Here is a 21,020-nt window from a genome sequence, read left to right as displayed (position 1 = left end):
GCGGTTTTGCTCAATTAACCAGAGCCTCGGCTGCTATGAACTGCGGGTTGTCCCAGTGCAGCCCGAACCGCGCGTCGTACAACCTTGGATTCACCAGCCGGACGAACTGCTCCCCATACCTGGCCTGCGCGACCGGGGCGATGGCATGGGCCTGCCACAGTGCCTTGTAGGCCTGCTCGGGCACCTGCACCAGCCATGGTTGCAGGCGACGGGCAGCACCGGCCACGCCCACCTGCTCGGCGTGTTCGAGCTGGCGCAGGGTATCGGCAACCTCGGGTACCTCTTTGTCGCTGCCTGGTGCATAGGGCACGATCAGTGGCCGCATCGTGGTGCGGATCAGCTTGAACTTGCGCGCCAGCGTATCCAGCGGCAGGCCGTCGATGTCGGCGTTGCGCAGCAGCCCCAGCAGGTCCTCGCGGTCGAGCCGGCCATCGCCCAGGCGGCGATAGAGCGCACCAAAGTAGTCGGCGACCGCCTCCATCGCTAGCAAATCGTTGCGGTGGGCGCGCTCGACGCCACGGAAGACCTCGGCGAACAGTTCCAGTTCCTTCGGTGGTGCCCAATCCCGGTTTGCCGGCGCGAACACCAGCACTTCGCTGGCGTCGAGCGGTCGTCGGCCTTCGCGGTTGCAGCGCCCCGCAGCCTGGGCGATGGAATCCAGGCCGGCCTCGGCGCGCAGCACGGCAGGAAAGTCCACATCGACCCCAGCCTCGATCAGGCTGGTGGCGACCAGCCGACACGGACGGCCCGCCTTCAGATCCTCGCGCAGTTCGGCCAACACCGCGCTGCGATGGCGTGCGTGCATCAGCGTGGTCAGGTGGCGCACGCCGGGTTGACCGGCGATCGCATCGAATAGGTGGCGCGCGTGGCGGCGGTTGTTGACGATGCACAGCACCTGCTCGCGCCGGCGCAGGTGGTCAGCCAATACGTCGTCGTCGAGCATGCCCACGTGGCGCACGCGGACACGTTGCAGCTGCGCATACAGGGCCGGTGGATCGTCCACCAGTTCTTGCACATGTTCCAGGCCGCCCTTGAAGCCCTGCTCCAGGCGCAGCGCCGGCTGGGTGGCGGTGCACAGCACCGGGCTGACCCGGTAGTTGCGCGCCAGTTCGTCCAACAGCGCCACGCAGGGACGCAGCAGGTTGTGCGGCAGGGTCTGCGCCTCATCCAGGACCACCACGCTGCCGGCGATGTTGTGCAGCTTGCGGCAGCGCGCTGGACGGTCCGCAAACAGGCTCTCGAAGAACTGCACCGCGGTGGTGACCACGATCGGCGCGTCCCAGTTCTCCATCGCCAGCCTGCGCTTGGCGATCGCCTGCGGTGCTGCACTGGGGTCGTCGAAGAACGCGCTGTGGTGTTCCAGCACCACGTCGTCGCGGTCCTGCACCCCGAGCGCATGGCGGAACACCTGCACGGTCTGTTCGACGATGCTGGTGAACGGAATCACGTAGATCACCCGGCGCAGGCCGTGGCTTTGTGCATGCGCGATGGCGTGATCCAGGGCGAACGCCAGCGAGGCCAGCGTCTTGCCGCCGCCGGTCGGCACGGTGAGCGAGAACAGGCCGGGAGGCATGTCCGCCTTGGCGCGAACTTCGTGCAGGATCTGCGTGCGCAGCGGGTTGATGCCGCCCTCGCGGGGAAAGCCGGCCATGTGCGTGTTCAGGCGTTCGCGCAGCTGGGCCAGCGTGGGCCGCGTACCGGCTTCTTCCGCGCGCGACGGCCGGCCTTCCAGGCGCCGGTAGAAGTCGTCGGTGTCGGTGAAATCGGCATCGACCAGGCAGGAGAACAGCATCCTGGCGAGCAGGGATAGCTGGAAGGGACGACGTTCCAAATGCGAATGGCCAGCGAAACCTGCCGGCAACGCCAGCTTGTCCGGCAGCGCCAACTCCCGTTCCCACTCCGGAAGCAGCGGCGGCAGTTCGTGCTTGCGGTAATCGTCGGACAGGCGCTCTTGCAGCGAGGGACGCGACTGCGCCTCGTGCCCGGCGCGTCCATCAGCCAGCCCAGCGTGGTGGCCAGCGATGCCATAGGCGATCAGAGCGCCGGTGGTGGAGTAACGCTCGCGGGCAATCCGCGCGCCCCAGGTGGCGTGGTCCACGCGGGCTGGGTCGCCATCCAAACGGGCCTGAAACTTCTCGGTGTACTTGCCCAAGTCATGCAGGCGGCCGGCTGCGCGGGCCAGAATCTGGCCGCCAAAAGGCGCGGCGTGTTCGGCAGCGAAATCGCCGACCTGGATGAGGTGCTCGGCCAGCGGTTGCCAGTCGCCCCGATCCTGTCGCTTGGCCGAGTGTGCGTAGAACTTCATCCTTGCCCCCTATGCCCATCTCCGTGTTGGCACTGCGATCACCGTGCCGTAGGCTGCTTATACCTGGAAGTTCCGTTTTTGTGTTAGACAGTTCATCGGCTCCGGCATGGCGCGTGTCGCCGCACCAGCGGGAGCAAGTGCTCAGTTGCTGGGGGCGGCTGATGAACAATCGGCAGTTGGATAGAGGGTGCGTCATACATTGATGCTTCTGCCGGAAACATACGCAGCCGTATCGACGCCGCCCGCCTTCCGATCAATGCCATCGGCACTGCATGCGAAGCGCTCTGCCGATGTGCAGCCCATACGCCTGCGCAGGGAAGGCGCACCGCCTTGCGCCGCAAGCGATGGCGGAATTTGTCCTGCGAGCCAACGCAAGCCATCGCCGCTGCGCCATGCCGCGCACAGTGCGAGCGCGTGTGCTGGTTCGGTGTCTGCGGTTTCCAACGTCCCATGCAAGCGCTTTCTCCGGCAAGCAGAAAACGCGACAATCGGCGGCTGCAATGCCAACGCCGTCGCCGGGTTTCCCTCGTCGAAAGCGCCAGAGTTCGCACGCCGTCCGCGCCGTGCCGACTGCGGTCTTTCCCGCGGCAACGCGTCCTTCCCGAATCCGCAAGCGAGCCCACGTCACTCATGTCGAATACGCCCAAGATCCTGTACACGCTCACCGACGAAGCCCCGTACCTGGCGACGCAGTCGCTGTTGCCGATCGTCGCCGCCTTCGCCGGCACCGCCGGCATCGCCGTGGAAACCCGCGACATCTCGCTGGCCGGCCGCTTGATCTCGCAGTTCCCCGAATACCTGCGCGAGGAGCAGCGCATCGCCGACGACCTGGCCGAGCTGGGCCAGCTGGCGACCACGCCGGAAGCCAACATCATCAAGCTGCCCAACATCAGCGCCTCGGTGCCGCAGCTCAAGGCCGCGATCAAGGAACTGCAGCAGCAGGGCTACGCGCTGCCGGACTACCTGGACGAGCCGCAGGACGACACGCAGAAAGAGGCCAAGGCGCGCTACGACCGGGTCAAGGGCAGCGCAGTCAATCCGGTGCTGCGCGAGGGCAATTCCGATCGCCGCGCGCCGCTGTCGGTGAAGAACTACGCGCGCAAGCATCCGCACCGCATGGGCGCGTGGAGTGCCGATTCGAAGTCGCACGTGGCGCATATGCAGGACGGCGATTTCTACGGCAGCGAGCGCTCGGCGTTGATCGCGCAGGCCGGCAGCGTCAGGATCGAACTGGTCGGCAAGGACGGCAGCGTCACCGTGCTGAAGGAAAAGACCGCAGTGCAGGCCGGCGAGATCATCGACGCGGCAGTGATGAGCAAGCGCGCGCTGGCCAGCTTCGTGCAGGCGCAGATCGCCGACGCCAAGCAGCAGGGCGTGCTGTTCTCGCTGCACCTGAAGGCGACGATGATGAAGGTCTCCGACCCGATCATGTTCGGCGTGGTGGTCGGTGCGTTCTACCAGGACGTGCTGGACAAGCACGCCGATGCGCTGAAGCAGGTCGGTTTCGATCCGAACAACGGCATCGGCGACCTGTACGCGCGCATCGCCACTCTGCCGGAGGCGCAGCGCGCGCAGATCCAGGCCGATCTGCAGGCGGTGTACGCGCAGCGCCCGGCGCTGGCGATGGTCAATTCCGACAAGGGCATCACCAACCTGCACGTACCCAGCGACGTGATCGTCGATGCGTCGATGCCGGCGATGATCCGCGACTCGGGCAAGATGTGGAACGCCGAGGGCAAGCTGCAGGACACCAAGGCGCTGATCCCGGACCGCTGCTACGCCGGCGTGTACCAGGCGGTGATCGAGGACTGCAAGCGGCATGGCGCGTTCGATCCGGCGACGATGGGCAGCGTGCCCAACGTCGGCCTGATGGCGCAGAAGGCTGAGGAATACGGTTCGCACGACAAGACCTTCCAGATCGCCGCCGCCGGCATGGTGCGGGTCAGCGATAGCGACGGCAAAGTGCTGCTCGAGCATGCGGTCGAAGCCGGCGACATCTGGCGCATGTGTCAGGTCAAGGACGCGCCGATCCAGGACTGGGTCAAGCTGGCGGTCAGCCGCGCGCGCCTGAGCGGCACCCCGGCGGTGTTCTGGCTGGATCCGCAGCGCGCACACGATGCGCTGATGATCCAGAAGGTGGAGCGCTATCTGCAGGACCACGACACCACCGGGCTGGACATCCGCATCCTGCCGCCGGTGGAGGCGACCGCGTTCTCGCTGCAGCGCATCCGCAAAGGCGAGGACACCATCTCGGTCACCGGCAACGTGCTGCGCGACTACCTCACCGACCTGTTCCCGATCATGGAGTTGGGCACCAGCGCCAAGATGCTGTCGGTCGTGCCGCTGATGGCTGGCGGCGGCCTGTTCGAGACCGGTGCCGGCGGTTCGGCACCCAAGCACGTGCAGCAGTTCGTCGAAGAGAACTACCTGCGCTGGGATTCGCTGGGCGAGTTCCTGGCCTTGGCCGCGTCGCTGGAGCATCTTAGCCAGCGTCATCAGAACGCGACCATCGGCGTGCTGGCCAAGACCCTGGACCAGGCCAACGGCCAGTTCCTGGACAACGACAAATCGCCCTCGCGCAAGGTCGGCGACCTCGACAACCGCGGCAGCCATTTCTACCTGGCCCTGTATTGGGCGCAGGCCCTGGCCGCGCAGGACGAGGACGCGGCGCTGCAGGCACGCTTCGCACCGCTGGCCAAGCAGCTGGCCGAGCACGAGGCGGCCATCGTCGCCGAGCTCAATGGCGTGCAGGGCAAGCCGGTCGATATCCAGGGCTATTACCGTCCGAACCTGGAGCGTGTCAGCCAGGCGATGCGGCCGAGCGCGACCTTCAACGCCGCGCTGGCGACGCTGACGGCGTAACCCGCGCTGTCCCGCGCCCGCTGCCGCGCAGGTCGGCAGCGGGCGCGCGCGACCGATGCTCGCGAACGCAGGCTTGCGTTTGTGCCGGCCTCAGCCGGCGATGCTGCGCAGGGCCTGCGCGAAGCGGTCGATCTCCTGCGGACGGGTGAACAGCGCCGGCGTCGCGCGGACGCAGGCGCCGCTGGCGGCACCGCTGCGCACCGTGGTCATGACGCCGAACTGCTGCAGCAGACGCTGCGCCAGCGCGGTGTTCTGCTGTTCGCTGGTCTGCCCACGCAGGCGCAGCGAGGTCATCGCCCCGTATAGCTGCGGGTCGTCGGGGGTGAGCACTTCGAGCTGGGGCAGGTCGGCGATGGCGTGCACCCAGCGGTCGCGCAGGTACTGCAGCCGCGCCTGTTTGTTGGCCGCGCCGATGCGCTCGTGCGCCTCCAGTGCGGTCGGCAGCGTCAGGAAGGCGGCGAAATCGACGGTGCCGGTATGCACGCGCGTGTCGATGCTGTCGGCCGGGCCTGCCTGACCCATGTGCGGGTCGATGTCGCCGATGCGCTCGCGGCGGATGTGGAAGCCGCCCACGCCCAGCGGGGCGCCGATCCATTTGTGGAAATTGAAACCGACGAAGTCCGCGCCCAGCTCGGGCAGGCGCAGGTCGCGCTGGCCGATCGCCTGGGTGGCATCGACGATGCAGTCCACGCCGCGCTGGCGCGCCATGGCGACGATCTCGGCCACCGGCAGTACCAGCCCGGTGCGATGGCTGATGCAGGTGACCAGCATCATCTTCACCTGCGGATAGCGCTGCAGCGCCTGTGCGTAGGCGTCGATCAGGTTCTGCCGCGTCGCCGGCTGCGGCAGCTCGATGCCGATCGCCTCCACCCCGCGGCGCTGCCGCAGCCACTGCATCGCGGTGATCATCGCGTCGTAGTCGAGGTCGGCGTACAGCACCGCATCGCCGGGCTTGAGCCGGTTGTAGCCGCCGATCAGCAGTTGCAGCGACTCGGTGGCGTTGCGGGTCAGCGCCAGTTCGCGCGGATCGATGCCCAGCACGCCGGCAGCGCGTGCGCGCAGGGCGCGGTAGTCGTCGGGGAACTGCAGGCGTGCGTAGTGCGCGTTGTCGTGGTTCACCTGCTGCACCCGCTGCACATAGGCCTGCAGCACCGGTTGCGACAACGCGCCCCAGTAGCCGTTTTCCAGCGCGATGGTGCGCCGGTCCACGTCGTAGGCGGCGGCGACCTGCGCCCAATAGGCTTCATCGGAGGCCAGCTGCCGCGCCGGCACGCCCGCCGGTGCCGCCGGCATCTCCGCCGCTTGCGTGGCGCTGCCGCCGACCTGGCGCAGCATGTCCTGCATCGACAGCAGCGGCGCGGCCGCGAGCAGCGCGCGCCGGCGCGGGTCGGGACGGTCAGAAGCGCAGTCGAAGTTGCGCATAGAGGTTGCGTCCGTCGGTGTCGTAGGGGGCGTTGCGCGAATACACCAGGCCGCGGCTGGCCTGGAAGGTGGCCTTGTCCGGATACGTGTTCAGCACGTTGTCCGCGCCCAGCCGCAGCGACAGGGTCTGGCTCAGCGCATAGGTCGCCGACAGGTCGAGCAGCGAGATCGCGCCGAAGCGCTGGAAGATGTCGCCGCTGGCGTTGCCGCTGCTGTCGGTCCACGCGCCGTAGTAGCGCATGCGCAGCAGGCCCTGCAGCGGCCCCTGTTCCCAGGTCAGGCCGAGGCTGCCCTTGTGCTGCGGCAGTTGCTGCTCGAACAGGATGCGCTGGGTCGGATTGGCCGCCACCGCCGTGCTGCCGTTGTCGACCTGGGTGCGGTTGTAGTTGTAGGCCAACGTGGCGCCGACGCGGCCGCGACCGAGCGTGTGCTGGTAGCCGAACACCAGGTCCGCGCCTTCGGTGGTGGTGTCGAAGTCGTTGGTGAAGTAATTGACCGACGTGTAATGCATCGGATTGGGCAGGGTGGCCGGCACCACGAAGCTCTGCGAGGTGCTGAAGCGGTCGCTGAGCGCAATCCGGTACAGATCCAGCGACCCGAAGAGCCCGCTCGGCGCCTGCCAGGCCAGGCCCAGGCTCAGCGAATCGGATGCTTCCGGCTTCAGCGGCTTGGCGCCGAGCGCGATGGCGATCGGATCCTGCGGCGACAGCCGGCCCGAATTGAAGACCTGCAGGCTGACCGTGTCCAGGCCCTGGGTGATCTGGGTCGCGTACGACTGCCCGGGCGTCGGCGCACGGAACCCGTTGGACCAGGCGCCGCGCAGCGCCAGCCACGGGGTCAGTTCCAGGCGCGCGGACAGCTTGCCGTTGAGGCTGCTGCCGAAGCTGGAAAAGTCCTCGTAGCGCAGCGCGCCGCCGACGCTGAAGCGCGCCGTCAGCGGCACTTCCACATCGGCATAGGCGGCGTAGCTGGTCTGGTCCCAGGAACCGGCCTGCTGCGGACTGAAGCCCGGCGCGCCGTTCGCGTTCGGCGCCAGGCCGTAGCGTGCGCCGGCGCCGATGGCATAGGAGGCAGGATCGCCAGCGGCGATGGCATAGGTTTCGCTGCGGCGTTCCGCACCGAAGGCGATGTTCAGCGGATCCGGCAGCATCGCCAGCGGCAGCGCATAGACGAAGTCGGCGTTGAGGTTGACCTCGCGCTGCTGCAGGCTGCCCAGGTGGAACGCGGTCGGGCTGGTCGGTCCCAGCGAGGCATTGATCGAGTCGCCGAGCGAGTAGGCGATCTTGCTCAGCCCGTACGCGGCGCTGACATCCCAGCTGAAGCGCTCGTTGAAGGCGCCCTTCAGCCCGGCCAGGGTCTGCGCGTCGCGATAGTCGCTGCCGTAGCGTGGGGTGAAGCCGGCCGGATACACGCTGCGCAGATCGAAGCCGGGGAACGCGGCGGTGGTCTTGTAGATGGACGCGTTGCTATCGGGGTTGCGCCAGTTGAAGTCGGAGACGCCGCCGCCGTCGTTGAACAAGGCGTAGCCGTACAGGCCGACGCTGTCGCTCAGCGGCAGGTCCAGATTCATGCCCAGGTGCGTGCTGTGCTGTTCCGGCTGGCCCCATCGCTGCACCGGATCGGCTACCGCGATCGCCGGATGCGCCGCCTGGAAGGCGATCGCGTCGGCGCGCTGCACGCCGCGGTCGGTGGGTTCGGATGCGCTGTGCTCGGCGAAGGCGACCAGACTGCCTGCGCCCAACTCCCAGCCGCGTTTGAGCGAGTAGGTGCGCGCGAGTCCATCGCCCTCGCTGTAGCGGGACACGTCCACGCCCAGTTCGGTGCCGACCCGGTCGTCGAGAATGATGTTGATCACCCCGGCGATGGCGTCCGAACCGTACTGCGCCGCGGCGCCGTCGCGCAGCACTTCGATACGCTTGATCGCGTTGGTCGGGATCTGCGCCAGGTCCGGCGCCTGCGCACCGCGCGCGCCGAGCAGTGCGGAGCGGTGGAAGCGGTGGCCGTTGACCAGCACCAGGGTCTGGTCGGGCGAGAGCCCGCGCAGCGTGGCCGGGCGCACGAACACCTGCCCGTCGGCCAGCGGCAGGCGCTGCACCACGAACGACGGCACCAACGCCGCCAGCACGGTGTTGAGGTCGCTGCTGCCGACCGCGCGGATCTCCTCGGCGCTGATTACGTCCACCGGCGCCAGCGTGCCGAACTGGGTGCGGTTGGCGCCACGGGTGCCGGTGACCACGACGCTGTCGAGTGTGGTACTCGTGCTGTCGGTCTCTTGCGCTGGCGGGGTGGCGGATGCGGCGGCGCTGCTGCCGGCGCACACCGTGAAAACGACGGTCGCCAGACGGCGATGTGCGATGCGGTTCAAGTGCTCTCCCAACGGGCATGCAAAGTGTCGAAACACGGGCCGAGCAATGGCCGGCCCGGCGAAGGCTGCCTAGTCTGCTGGCCGCCGACGACGCGGCACTGACGTCTCCATTGCACGCCGATGACGGGGCGTGCGCCAGATCGCGGCGCTGCTCCGCCGGGGCGGGGATCGCGGCCTCGCGCAAGCGCCGCCGCGCACGCGGGTAGACTGCGGCCATGACCGACACGTCCGCACCGCCCATGCCCGCCGAACCCCGCGCCGACGCCGTGGCGCGCAGCATCCGCGACGCGTTCGAGGACTACCACGCGCGCTTCGCGCAGATCAGCGGCCGCGCCCGCCGCCGTTTCGAGAACCGGGACTGGAACGCCGCGCGCAACGACGCGGTCGAGCGCATCGCGCTGTACGACCAGTGCATCGACGAATGCATGCTGCGCCTGCGCACGCTGCTGCTCGGCCAGACCCACGACCGCACGCTGTGGGCGCAGGTCCGCGACAGCTTCGCCGCGCAACTGCACGGGCTGATCGATCAGGAGCTGTACAAGACCTTCTACAACACGCTGACCCGGCGCTTCTTCCGCACCCAGGGCGTGGATACGCGGATCGAGTTCGTGGCATTGGACATCGAACCGACCGATGCGATCACCCATCCGGTGGCGCGGCACAACTATGCGGTGTCCGAGACGCGGCCGGTGGACGCGTTCATGCGCGTGCTCGGCGATTACCCGTTCGACGTGCCGTACGCGCACCGCACCCGCTGCGCGGCGGCCATCGCGGTGCGCCTGCAGGACGACCTGGCGCACTGGGGCGAGCAGCCGGTGCGCGGCATCGAACTGCTGGAGACGGTGTTCTACCGCGAGCGCCGCGCCTATCTGGTCGGCCGCGTGTTCGGCGAGCACCGCTTCTCGCCCTGCGTGATCGCGCTGGTCAACGACGCCGACGGCCTGCGCGCCGAAGCGGTGCTGACCCGGCGCAACGACGTGGCGCAACTGTTCGGCATCTCGCGCAGCTACTTCCAGGCCGACCTGCCCACCGTCGGCGACGCGGTGGTGTTCCTGCGCAGCCTGCTGCCGCACAAGCCGATCGACGAGCTGTACACCATGCTCGGCCGCGCCAAGCAGGGCAAGACCGAGCGCTTCCGCACCTTCTTCCGCCACTTCCAGGCGCAGCCCAACGAGCAGCTGGTGCACGCCGACGGCACGCCGGGCATGGTCATGGCGGTGTTCACCCTGCCGAGCTACCCGCTGGTGTTCAAGCTGATCCGCGACCGCTTCGCCTATCCGAAGACGATGAGCCGCGAACAGGTCGAGGACAAGTACGCGCTGGTGTTCAACCTCGACCGGGTCGGCCGCCTGCTCGATGCGCAGCCGTACCGGTCGCTGCGCTTCCCGCGCGCGCGCTTCGCTCCGGCATTGCTCGCGGAACTGCTGCAAGGTTGCGCGCGCAGCCTGCGCGAGGATGGCGACGATCTGATCTTCGAGCTGTGCTACGTGCAGCGGCGGCTACGCCCGCTGAACCTGTACCTGCGCGAGCAGACCGCCGAGGCGGCGCGCGAGGCGGCGCTGGACTACGCGCAGGCGATCAAGGACATGGCGCGCAACAACATCTTCCCCGGCGACATGCTGCTGAAGAACTTCGGCGTGTCGCGCCAGGGGCGCGCGGTGTTCTACGACTACGACGAACTGTGCCTGGTCACCGACTGCACCTTCCGCGACTGGCCGCAGCCGCGCAACGACGAGGAAGCCATGTCCGCCGAACCCTGGTTCCACGTCGCCGCGCGCGACGTGTTCCCGGAGCGCTTCGCGCTGTTCATGGGCCTGCCGGCCGCGTCCCTGGATGCGGTCAAGCGCGCGCATGGCGAACTGTTCGACCCGCAGTGGTGGCGCGCGTTGCAGGCACGGCTGCGCGAGGACGATTACCCGGACGCGCCGCCGTACCCGGAGTCGCTGCGGTTGGCCTGACCTGCCGGCCTGACTTGCCTGCGTCAGCCGGCTGCGCTGTAATCGGCGTCTCATCCAGGCAAGGAAGCGCGATGCACCGCAAATCGGGAATTTCGACATGGCGCTGGTGCGGTCTGCTGTTGGCGTTGCTGGCGGTCACCGCGGTTGCCACCGGCACCGGCCCGGGCGCGGTACGCAAGCAGGTCGAAAGCAGCCTGCTGGTGACCGGCAAGATCAACATCGAGCCCGACGGTGCGGTGTCGGCGCTGGCGATCGATCACGCAGACAAGCTGCCCGAGGGCGTGCTGGGCTTCGTGCGCCAGTCGGTGCAGCGGTGGACCTTCGAGCCGGCGCTGCGCGACGGCAAGCCGGTGCCGACGCGCACCCCGATGACACTGCGTCTGGTGGCCAAGCGCCAGCAGGGCGACCGCTATCAGGTGGAGATCCGCCATGCCAGCTTCGCCGCCTACGATCCCAAGGATCCGCGCGCGGTGACCTCGATCAGGACGCCGCCGCCAGCGTATCCGGAAGCGGCGTACCGGGTGGGCGCCTCCGGCTCGGCGTACCTGGTGCTCAAGGTGGCGCGCGACGGCAGCGTCGCCGATGCCGCGGTCGAGCAGGTCAACCTGCGCATCGTGGCCTCGGAGAGCGAGATGCAGACGCTGCGCGAGATCTTCGCCAGGAGCGCGCTGGCGGCGGCGCGCAAGTGGAGGTTCCGCCCGCCGAGCGAAGGCAAGGAGGTGTCGGCGCCGTACTGGGCGGTGCGCGTCCCGGTCAACTATTCGCTGCGCGACCAGCCCAACCAAGGCATGGACAGCAGCTACGGGCACTGGATCAGCTATGTCCCCGGTCCGCGCGCGCGCGCGCCCTGGGACACCGGCGAGGACGCATCGGGCTTCTCGCCGGACGCGCTGTCGGCCGGCGGCGTGTACATGGTCGACAACAACGGCCCGCGCCTGTTGACGCCGCTGCAGGGCAGTTGAGCGATGCCCTTGAAGAGCCGGTCGCCACGATGCGCTTGCGGACTTTATTCTTGCGGCAGCGAGTCTGCCTGCTACCGAACAACTGGAGCTGGTCGCCGACTTGAAGTGGAAGAAGAAAGGCGCAGCTAAGTGTCACCTACTCTTTACTGTAACGCACGATACACGTTGCTGCGGCTAATTCCGAAATTTTCGGCTAGTTGCTCGATGTTGAAGTCTTCTTCCGCACGCATCTTTCGGATTCGCTCCTCCTGAGCTTAGTCAATGCTCTTTTGCGTCCTAACTTCACTCTTCATCCTTCCTAAACGACCTCAGTCTCAACGGGTGCGACTCAGGGCGTCAATCTTCTCTGGGGCTGTGATGTGCATTGGCGGCTGCACACGCTATCCTTGGACGTTTTCTAAGAGCCGCGTTAGCGGCCGTGCAGGAGAGTATGGTGAGTAAGAAGGGAACGTCAGAGCGCAGAAGTGAGTTGCTTCTGCATGAACTGCTGGTTACGCAGGGTTGGGTGATTAAGCGCCCCCCTGTAGGCGACCTGCTGTTGCAAAACGAATATGGTGCCTTCTCAGAGTTGAGTGAGCGTCTGAGCAAGGCGAGCAAGAAGGGGATTGCCAGCGGCTATCCAGAGGGCTTACTGGTCGATAAGGCCACGTTGAGCGTGTTGGCAGTCATAGAAGCCAAGAGATTCATTGGGGAGGTCAGCAAGGCGCTGGCCGAGGCAGAACATTACGCCTCTAAGCTCGTCAATGGCGATGCCGCCCCTCTCGCTATCGGTTTGGCGGGAACTTCTGATGATAGCTTTGAGCTAAGAGTGTCGAAATGGACGGGGCGGAAGTGGGAGGTTGTCACGTATAACGGCAAGCCCATCTCTTGGATTCCCAATAGGCTTGACCTCGAAAGAGTAGCAACGCCTCACGGTTCAGCCGAGCTTCGCCCTACAATCCCGCCACCTGAAGTACTTGCAAGGCGAGCAGATGAAATTAATCGCTACTTGCGAGAGGCCAAAATTAAGGACGAGTTTCGTCCTGCCGTAGTTGCCTCAATAATGCTGGCTCTCGCTAGCTCAAAGGGTAAAATTCGTCGTGACCAAGGTCACATCCTAGAAGATATAAATAGTGAATGTGCGAAAGCTTTCACCAAAGCCGGCAAGCCTGAATTGGGAAAGAGTCTTCGTGTCGAAGAAGCGAATGTAAAGCTTGCAGCAAAAGCCGTCGAAATTGCACGCATTCTTGAAAAATTGAATGTAAGCGTATTGACGGCAGAGCACGACTATCTCGGGCAACTTTACGAAAATTTTTTCCGCTACACGGGTGGAAACACCATCGGACAGTACTTCACCCCGCGACACATCTCGCGGCTAATGGCGGATATGTGTGAGGTGGGCAAAGAGGATATCGTCCTTGATCCCGCTTGTGGGTCGGGCGGCTTCCTAGTGGCCACGATGGATAGGCTGTTACGCGTTCATGATTTGAGCCGAAGCGAAATGGTCAAGGTGGTGAAGAAGCAGCTGTATGGCTTCGAAACAGAACCGGTGACTGCGGCGCTTTGCGTGGCAAATATGATTTTGCGTGGCGATGGCTCGACCAAGGTCTATCAAGAAGATTGTTTCACTGCGCCAGACTTCCCAGAGGGCAAGGCAGATATCGTGTTGATGAACCCGCCATTCCCTCATAAGATGACGGACACACCTTCTGAAGACTTCGTAGACCGAGCACTAGAAGGCTTGCGGAACAGGGGGCGACTAGCTGTAATTCTCCCAACCAGCCTGATTGTCAAGAAAAGCAAGGGTGCATGGCGGAGGCGGATTCTTTCAAAAAACCGCCTTGTTGCTGTCTGCCAGCTTCCTGATGAGCTTTTTCAGCCGTATGCATCCGCAACCACCTCAATCGTTGTCCTAGAGAAGGGTGTGAAGCACGATTCTTCACAACGCCCGATGTTTGTGCGGCTTCATAACGATGGATTAACTTTAAAGAAAGGTATCAGGGTGGAACGAGAGAACGTTCCAAATGATGCCGAGATGGCTCTAGCGGCAGTGCTCAACAAGAAATCTATTCCGGGATTCTCCGCAGCAGGCAAGGTCACGGGAGAGGGGGAGTGGGCCGTTGGTGCATTCGTGAAATCAGCCCCTCCAAGTCTTATCGAGGTTCAGAACGCAGTAGACGTTCATTTGCGCAGGCTTGCTTCATTCTACATTCGATATGCGAAGGAGGTAATGGCTCAGCGCAATCAGATTTCGGCTGGTGCAATTACAATTTCTGACTACAGGAAGCAGGTTTCGAAAGCGAAGCTGGAAAATTCGCGTCTCCTCGCCGAGGATTCAGCCCCTAACACTCTTGGCGAGCTTTTCGACATTTTCTATGGAATGAAGGAGCTTCACAGTCGAGACGGCATCGCTGATGGCGAAACCCTCGTGATTTCGCCAACGGAAGCCTACAATGGATGTTACGGATGGCTAGAATTTCCAACGGTTCTTAAGCCGCCGTTTGTCACCGTTGCACAAACTGGCTCGATTGGGGAGGCTTTTGTTCAGTTCGAACCCTGTGCGGTCAATGATGACTGCTTAGTTCTTCTTCCTAAAAAGAAGGAATTCTCAGAGGCTAAGCTTGTTATCGCCGCGGCTTGTTTACATGCAGAGAAATGGAGATTCTCTTACGGCAGAAAGTTAACGCCGGCCCGAATTGCCGAGTTCGCCCTTCCAAATGACGCGACACTCGAAGCATGGGTTTCGACCCAAATAATTCAGACCAAGCGAGTTATTAAAACGGCGCTGGCCGGCTACGACCTTAAAGTTTCGAGCGCATTCTACTAGTCCGTCTGGTTCAGGGTCGTGATGTTCGTTGCGGCCCAAAAATTACAGCAGGTGTCACGTCGGCTTACATGAATTTATACGAAGCACATTTCCAGTCGTCCTAAATCTAACCTGATTAGCCCTGATTCTCAGTTGTGGAAATTGTGACCTGCCCCCACCGTCCGTACCAGTGATTACTGATAAAGCCCTGGGTTGAAGGTTACTGCGTCGTTGGTTTGTTGTGTACGGTAGTTGGCGGCGAACTGTGCCGGCGGGATGCGACCACAACTGCTATGCGGCCTGATCTCGTTGTAGTGGCGTCGCCAGTCTGCGATCACGTCCCGCGCTTGTGCCAACGAGGTGAACCAGTGCTCGTTGAGGCACTCGTCGCGGAACTTGCCGTTGAAGCTTTCGATGTAGGCGTTCTGCGTGGGGGCACCCGGCTCGATCAGGATGTGCTCGATGCCATGTCGCTGTGTCCAGGCAATGAAGGCGCGACTGGTGAACTCCGGGCCATTGTCGGTACGGACCGCGCGTGGATAGCCACGGAAGCACGCCGCCTGATCGAGCAGCCGCACCACGTAAGCGCCGCTGATGCCGTGATCCACGGCAATGTCCACACTCTCGCGAGTGAAGTCGTCGACCACGGTCAGGCACTTGATGCGGCGTGCGTTGGCCAACGTATCGAACACGAAGTCCATGCTCCAGGTGTCGTTCGGCATGGAGGCCGCCAGCAGTTTCTGGCGCTCGCCTAGCGGACGCTTGGCCTTGCGCCGCTTGCGCACCTTCAGCTCGGCTTCCTCATACAGGCGATAAATCTTCTTGTGGTTCACGGACGGAAACTCCGGGCGCAACAAATCATGCAGTCGGCGATAGCCGAAGCGGCGGTGGGCCTGGGCCAGCTCGACCAGCCGCGCGGACAGCGCCTGCGTGGCTGGCGTCGGCACGGGTTCGTGGCGGAAAGCATCGCGGGACAGCCCCGCAAGGCGGCAAGCCCGGCGCTCGCTCAACGCGGTGTGTTCGAGCATTCGTCGGATTGCCTCGCGCTTGCGTTGCGGGGCTAGCGTTTTACCCCGAAGCCGATCTTCAGCGCTTCGATGTCTAGGTGCGCTTCGGCCAGCAACTTCTTCAGCCGATTGTTCTCGACCTCCAGTTCTTTCAGCCGCTTGGCCTCGTCGGCCTCCATGCCCCCGTACTTGGCCCGCCACTGATAAAAACTGGCTGGGCTGAAGCCATGTTGGCGGCACAACTCCGCCACGGCCATGCCCGCGTCGGCCTGCTTGATGAACCCGATGATCTGCTCGGTGCTGAATCTGCTCTTCTTCATGTCCGTCCTCTTGGCTTGACGGACTTTACAGCTTCAGATGGTATGACTCAGTGGGGGCAGGTCAATTGCTCGCCGCAGGCAAAATCGGCGATTGAAACGGTAGGCCGCCTCGGCCAGATAACGCCTTGCGTATTTGCCTTGCGCGATGGCGTTATACACACCGCTGATGGCGCGTTTGAGGTTGCCAAGCACCACATGACCCAGCGGGGAGCCGGCCGCTTCGTTGGTGTCACGCAGGCCACCGGTGTCCAGCGTGGTGTGGGCGTGGCCGGCCTCTTCCAGGCGACGGAAGCAGGCCAGCCCAATCGGTATAGACCCCGCATTCGGGCGCTAGGCGACGCGCTGTCCAGTCCTTGAGCGAGGCATTGTCAAAGCTGCGCACCGGCTCCATCACCACAAACCTCGACGCGGTCAAGGCCGCATCGGTTTGCACCGCAATCAGGAACGACTGCTTGTTTTCCGACCCGCGTAGGGGCTTGCTGCCGTTGCGCTCTCCGTCCAGATCTGATGGCTTAAAGTCAGGGCTAATATTTTGAGTGGGTATCTGCCAAAAACAAACAAGGCCTTCGATATCCGAAGGCCTTGTTCTCAAACGTTTTCTATGAACTCAGCGCTTCATCGACCCGAAGAACTCGTCGTTGGACTTGGTGTTCTTCATCTTGTCCAGCAGGAACTCCATCGCCGCGATCTCGTCCATCGGATGCAGCAGCTTGCGCAGGATCCAGATCTTCTGCAGCAGCTCCGGCTCGATCAGCAGGTCTTCGCGGCGGGTACCGGAACGGTTGATGTCGATCGCCGGGTACACGCGCTTTTCGGCGATCCGGCGGTTCAGGTGCACTTCGCTGTTGCCGGTGCCCTTGAACTCTTCGTAGATCACCTCGTCCATCTTGCTGCCGGTTTCCACCAGCGCGGTGGCGATGATGGTCAGCGAGCCGCCTTCTTCGACGTTACGGGCCGCGCCGAAGAAACGCTTCGGGCGGTGCAGCGCGTTGGCGTCCACGCCGCCGCTGAGCACCTTGCCGGAGGACGGCACCACGTTGTTGTAGGCGCGGGCCAGGCGGGTGATCGAGTCGAGCAGGATCACCACGTCCTTCTTGTGCTCGACCAGGCGCTTGGCGCGCTCGATCACCATCTCGGCGACCTGCACGTGGCGCGCGGCCGGCTCGTCGAAGGTGGAGGAGATGACCTCGCCGCGCACGGTGCGCTGCATTTCGGTCACTTCTTCCGGCCGCTCGTCGATCAGCAGCACGATCATGTGCACGTCGGGATGGTTGGTGGTGATCGCCGTGGCCACTTGCTGCATCAGCATGGTCTTGCCGGCCTTGGGCGGGGATACGATCAGCGCGCGCTGGCCCTTGCCCTGCGGCGCCATCAGGTCGAGGATGCGCCCGGAGATGTCTTCTGAGGAACCGTTGCCGCGTTCCAGGGTGAAGCGCTTGCGCGGGAACAGCGCGGTCAGGTTCTCGAACAGCACCTTGTTCTTGCTCGCTTCCAGCGGCTCGCCGTTGATCGTGTCGACGATCGACAGCGCGAAATAGCGTTCGCCGTCCTTCGGGAAGCGGATGCGGCCGGACAGGTGGTCGCCGGTGCGCAGGTTAAAGCGGCGGATCTGGCTGGGCGAGATGTAGGTGTCGTCCGGGCCGGCCAGGTAGCTGGCCTCGGCCGCGCGCAGGAAGCCGAAGCCGTCCGGCAGGATTTCCAGCACGCCGTCGGCGGCGACGCCTTCGCCATGGCGGGTGAGCACCTTCAGCAGCGCGAAGATCACGTCCTGCTTGCGCGCGCGGGCCACGCCGTCCTGGATGTTGAGCTGCTCGGCGATGTCCAGCAGCTTCTGCGCCGGCATCCGCTTCAGGTCGCTCAGCGAGTAGATCGGGAAGCCTTCCGGCACGTTGGCATGCGGACGCGGCACGAACACCTCGTTGGCGCCGGTGTCGTTGGGCAGGCCATTGTCCGGGAAGCGACCGCCGCCACCGCCACCACTGCCCCCGCGATCGCGATCGCGGCGATTGCGGAAGCGGTCGCGGCGATTGCCCTGCTGGTTGTTCTGATTGTTCTGGTTCTGCGGATTCTGGTTGTTGAAGCGCGGGTTGCCGCCTTCGCGCGGCTCGCCGCCGTCGTTCTGGTTGCCGCCGCCCTGGCCCTGGGCATCGCCGCCGGAAGCGGGGGCGGGCTGGGACTGGGGCTGCTGCGATGCTGCCTGCGCGTGTTCCTGCGGCGCGGCGCGTTCCTGTCGTTCCTGCTGGGGTGCGGCACGGGGCGCGTCGGCCTGGGCCGGTGCCGGGTTCAGCGGCAGGTTCGGCTGCGCAGGTGCGCCATGCTCCGCTCCGCCTTCAGCGCCGCTGACGGGCTTGCTGACACGCGGCTTGCGCGCGCGCTTCTCGGCGGGGGCATCGACGCTCCCGGGTTCGGTAATGGTGTGATCGGACAAGTGGTGATTCCTCGCTATGAGTGCGAGCGCCCAGCGTGGGGGCAAACGGGTTGGGAAGGGGTCTAGAAGAGAATCTTCCAGAGGGGGTGCGGTGCGCGAATGCCACCGGATGCGCCGACACTATCATCGCCGCGCAACCACGGCAAGCAGGCGTTACCGGGCGATTCAGCCGGCCGGTACGACAGCGGCCGCTCCGCTCCGGAGCGGCCGGCGACAGACTCAGGCCGCCGCGCCGCCCAGGGTCTTGTCGATCATCTGGGTCAGCTGGCCCTTGCCGACCGCGCCGATCTGTGTGGCCTGGACCTTGCCATCCTTGAACAGCAGCAGCATCGGGATCGAGCGCACGTGGTACTTGATCGCGGTGGCGCGGTTCTCGTCCACGTTGACCTTGGCCACCTTGAGCTTGCCGTCGTAGGTGTCGGCCAGGTCGTCCAGCACCGGGGCGATCATCTTGCACGGGCCACACCATTCCGCCCAGAAGTCCACCAGGACCGGCTCGCCGGACTGCAGCACGGCGGTATCGAAATCGGCGTCGCCGACGTGTAGGACCTTATCGCTCACTTTGGGGTATCTCCTGGGCCAATGCGACCGGCCGGACCGGGTGGCCGCCGCATTGCGGTAAACTGGGGCATTGCGCGGCGAAATCAAGGGATTCCCCCCTGTCGCGCGACCCGGCATGTCAAGTCGCCAGTGTGCGACGCTGCCGGGGCCGATGCAAGCCGCGACCTTACGCTTCGGGCGGGGTGGCCTGACGAAGATGGAATGATGAGCGACAAACCCCTGACCGATGTGACTTTTTCCGCGTTCGAGCTGCAACCGGCGCTGCTGGCCGGCCTCGAAGGCGCAGGCTTCACCCGCTGCACGCCGATCCAGGCGCTGACCCTGCCGGTGGCCCTGCCGGGCCGCGACGTGGCCGGCCAGGCCCAGACCGGTACCGGCAAGACCCTGGCGTTCCTGGTGACGGTGATGAACCGCCTGCTCAGCCGCCCGGCGCTGGCCGACCGCAAACCCGAGGACCCGCGCGCGCTGATCCTGGCCCCGACCCGCGAACTGGCGATCCAGATCCACAAGGACGCGGTCAAGTTCGGCGCCGACCTGGGCCTGCGCTTCGCGCTGGTCTACGGCGGCGTGGACTACGACAAGCAGCGAGAGTTGCTGCAGCAGGGCGTGGACGTGATCATCGCCACCCCGGGGCGGCTGATCGACTACGTCAAGCAGCATAAAGTGGTGTCGCTGCACGCATGCGAGATCTGTGTGCTCGACGAAGCCGACCGCATGTTCGACCTGGGCTTCATCAAGGACATCCGCTTCCTGCTGCGGCGCATGCCCGAGCGCGGCACCCGGCAGACCTTGCTGTTCTCGGCCACGCTCAGCCACCGCGTGCTGGAGCTGGCCTACGAGCACATGAACGAGCCGGAAAAGCTCGTGGTCGAGACCGAGAGCATCACCGCCGCGCGCGTGCGCCAGCGCATCTACTTCCCCTCTGACGAGGAGAAGCTGACCCTGCTGCTGGGCCTGCTGTCGCGCAGCGAGGGCGCGCGCACCATGGTGTTCGTCAACACCAAGGCCTTCGTCGAGCGCGTGGCGCGTTCGCTGGAGCGCAATGGCTACCGGGTCGGCGTGCTGTCCGGCGATGTGCCGCAGAAGAAGCGCGAGACCCTGCTCAACCGCTTCCAGAAGGGCCAGCTGGAGATCCTGGTCGCCACCGACGTGGCCGCGCGCGGCCTGCACATCGACGGCGTCAAGTACGTCTACAACTACGACCTGCCGTTCGACGCCGAGGACTACGTGCACCGCATCGGCCGCACCGCGCGGCTGGGCGAGGAGGGCGATGCGATCAGTTTCGCCTGCGAGCGCTACGCGATGAGCCTGCCGGACATCGAGGCCTACATCGAGCAGAAGATCCCGGTCGAGCCGGTCACCGCCGAACTGCTGATGGCGCTGCCGCGCACTCCGCGCGCGGTGGTCGAGGGTGAAGCGGTCGAGGTCGATGCGGATGCCGACGAGAGCATCGGCGACATCTTCCGCGAGGCGCGTGCGCAGCGCGAGGCCGACGAGCAGCGGCGTGGCGGCGGCAGCAGCCGCGGCAAGCCCGGCGCTGGCCGTAGCGGCCCCGGCGGCGGTGCCGGCGGTCGTGGCGAAGCGCGCGCTGCCGACGGCAAGCCGCGGCGCCCGCGCACCCCGCGTCCGGCCGACGCCGAGGCCGGGGCAGCGACCGCAGCTGTCGCCGACGCGCCCGCGGCGGCGGTCGCCACCGAAGCCGCGCCAGCGGTCGCAGCGTCCACGCCCAAGCCGGCCCGCGCGGCCGCCGAAGGCGCGCCTGCGGTGGATGGCGAGCGCGCGCCGCGCAAGCGCCGGCGTCGCCGCGGCGGGCGTCCGCTGGAAGGTGCCGAAGGCGCCGAGGGCGCTGCTGCCGTCGCGAGCAGTGACGCGCCGACCAAGCCGGTGCAGGTCAAGGCCGCGCGCCAGGGCGAGCGTGCCGCCGCGCCGGCTGCTGCAGCGAACGATTCGTTCCTGACCCGCCTCGGCCGCAAGCTGCGTTCGCTGGTGTCCAGCTCCTGAACCGGCGCTCCACCGTTCGCGGCGCGCGCACGGTGGACGAAAAC

At 65.4% G+C, this 21,020-nt stretch carries 12 protein-coding genes and 1 pseudogene; 5 read left to right on the top strand and 8 right to left on the bottom strand.

Annotated elements, in window-relative coordinates; all coding sequences use genetic code 11:
- Positions 1-10 precede the first annotated feature (10 nt).
- Entirely contained in the window at positions 11-2,305 is a 2,295-nt protein-coding gene (locus tag ISN38_RS07875) for a CRISPR-associated endonuclease Cas3'' (protein WP_206712145.1), read from the bottom strand.
- 630 nt (positions 2,306-2,935) lie between these two features.
- On the opposite strand from ISN38_RS07875, the gene ISN38_RS07870 reads away from it, so the two are divergent.
- Positions 2,936-5,167 carry an NADP-dependent isocitrate dehydrogenase gene (locus ISN38_RS07870; protein WP_206712144.1) on the top strand — a complete coding sequence of 744 codons (2,232 nt, stop codon included), beginning with the start codon at positions 2,936-2,938 and terminating at the stop codon, positions 5,165-5,167.
- A 90-nt stretch (positions 5,168-5,257) separates the two neighbouring features.
- Here ISN38_RS07870 and ISN38_RS07865 read toward each other — a convergent pair whose 3' ends face one another.
- Together ISN38_RS07865 and ISN38_RS07860 are read right to left on the bottom strand one after the other, a co-directional pair.
- Positions 5,258-6,589, bottom strand: coding sequence for an aminotransferase class V-fold PLP-dependent enzyme (locus ISN38_RS07865; RefSeq protein ID WP_003465426.1), 1,332 nt, complete (start codon positions 6,587-6,589; stop codon positions 5,258-5,260).
- Entirely contained in the window at positions 6,564-8,954 is a 2,391-nt protein-coding gene (locus tag ISN38_RS07860; RefSeq protein ID WP_206712143.1) for a TonB-dependent receptor plug domain-containing protein, read from the bottom strand. The genes ISN38_RS07865 and ISN38_RS07860 overlap by 26 nt, the downstream gene beginning before the upstream one ends.
- Before the next feature lie 215 nt (positions 8,955-9,169).
- Here ISN38_RS07860 and aceK point away from each other — a divergent pair, with 215 nt between their 5' ends.
- Complete coding sequence (gene aceK, locus ISN38_RS07855; protein ID WP_003465428.1) at positions 9,170-10,912, top strand: bifunctional isocitrate dehydrogenase kinase/phosphatase; 1,743 nt, start codon at positions 9,170-9,172, stop codon at positions 10,910-10,912.
- Between the two features lie 71 nt (positions 10,913-10,983).
- On the top strand, positions 10,984-11,874 hold the full coding sequence (locus ISN38_RS07850) for an energy transducer TonB (RefSeq protein ID WP_003465429.1): 891 nt from the start codon (positions 10,984-10,986) through the stop codon (positions 11,872-11,874).
- Positions 11,875-12,017: 143 nt separating this feature from the next.
- On the opposite strand, the gene ISN38_RS20810 is transcribed toward ISN38_RS07850, so the two are convergent.
- Entirely contained in the window at positions 12,018-12,104 is an 87-nt protein-coding gene (locus ISN38_RS20810; RefSeq protein WP_139115875.1) for a helix-turn-helix domain-containing protein, read from the bottom strand.
- A gap of 203 nt (positions 12,105-12,307) precedes the next feature.
- On the opposite strand from ISN38_RS20810, the gene ISN38_RS07840 reads away from it, so the two are divergent.
- A complete protein-coding gene (locus tag ISN38_RS07840) occupies positions 12,308-14,680 on the top strand; it encodes an N-6 DNA methylase (RefSeq protein ID WP_196479550.1) in 2,373 nt (790 codons plus the stop codon).
- 173 nt (positions 14,681-14,853) lie between these two features.
- Here ISN38_RS07840 and ISN38_RS07835 read toward each other — a convergent pair.
- From ISN38_RS07835 to trxA, 4 genes and pseudogenes are all read right to left on the bottom strand, one after another.
- Positions 14,854-15,986, bottom strand: a protein-coding gene (locus ISN38_RS07835; RefSeq protein WP_108084527.1) for an IS3 family transposase whose coding sequence is annotated in 2 segments (ribosomal slippage) — positions 14,854-15,731 and positions 15,731-15,986 — 1,134 coding nt in all. Because the reading frame shifts where the segments join, the coding sequence is not laid out codon by codon here.
- Positions 15,987-16,049: 63 nt separating this feature from the next.
- Positions 16,050-16,488: pseudogene (locus ISN38_RS07830) on the bottom strand (IS1595 family transposase); the annotation flags it as partial.
- A gap of 105 nt (positions 16,489-16,593) precedes the next feature.
- Entirely contained in the window at positions 16,594-18,414 is a 1,821-nt protein-coding gene (gene rho, locus ISN38_RS07825; RefSeq protein WP_038236362.1) for a transcription termination factor Rho, read from the bottom strand.
- A 219-nt stretch (positions 18,415-18,633) separates the two neighbouring features.
- Complete coding sequence (gene trxA, locus ISN38_RS07820; RefSeq protein WP_003465432.1) at positions 18,634-18,975, bottom strand: thioredoxin TrxA; 342 nt, start codon at positions 18,973-18,975, stop codon at positions 18,634-18,636.
- A 204-nt stretch (positions 18,976-19,179) separates the two neighbouring features.
- Between trxA and rhlB the strand changes: the two genes are divergently transcribed.
- The gene (rhlB, locus tag ISN38_RS07815; protein ID WP_108085290.1) at positions 19,180-20,976 is read left to right on the top strand and encodes an ATP-dependent RNA helicase RhlB; all 1,797 of its coding nucleotides are present in this window, start codon (positions 19,180-19,182) and stop codon (positions 20,974-20,976) included.
- Positions 20,977-21,020 lie beyond the last annotated feature (44 nt).

Source organism: Xanthomonas translucens pv. undulosa (assembly GCF_017301775.1).
In the GTDB taxonomy this organism is placed as follows: domain Bacteria; phylum Pseudomonadota; class Gammaproteobacteria; order Xanthomonadales; family Xanthomonadaceae; genus Xanthomonas_A; species Xanthomonas_A translucens.
The sequence above is the reverse complement of the archived record's forward strand: the minus strand, read 5'-3'. Positions and strand labels throughout refer to the sequence as shown.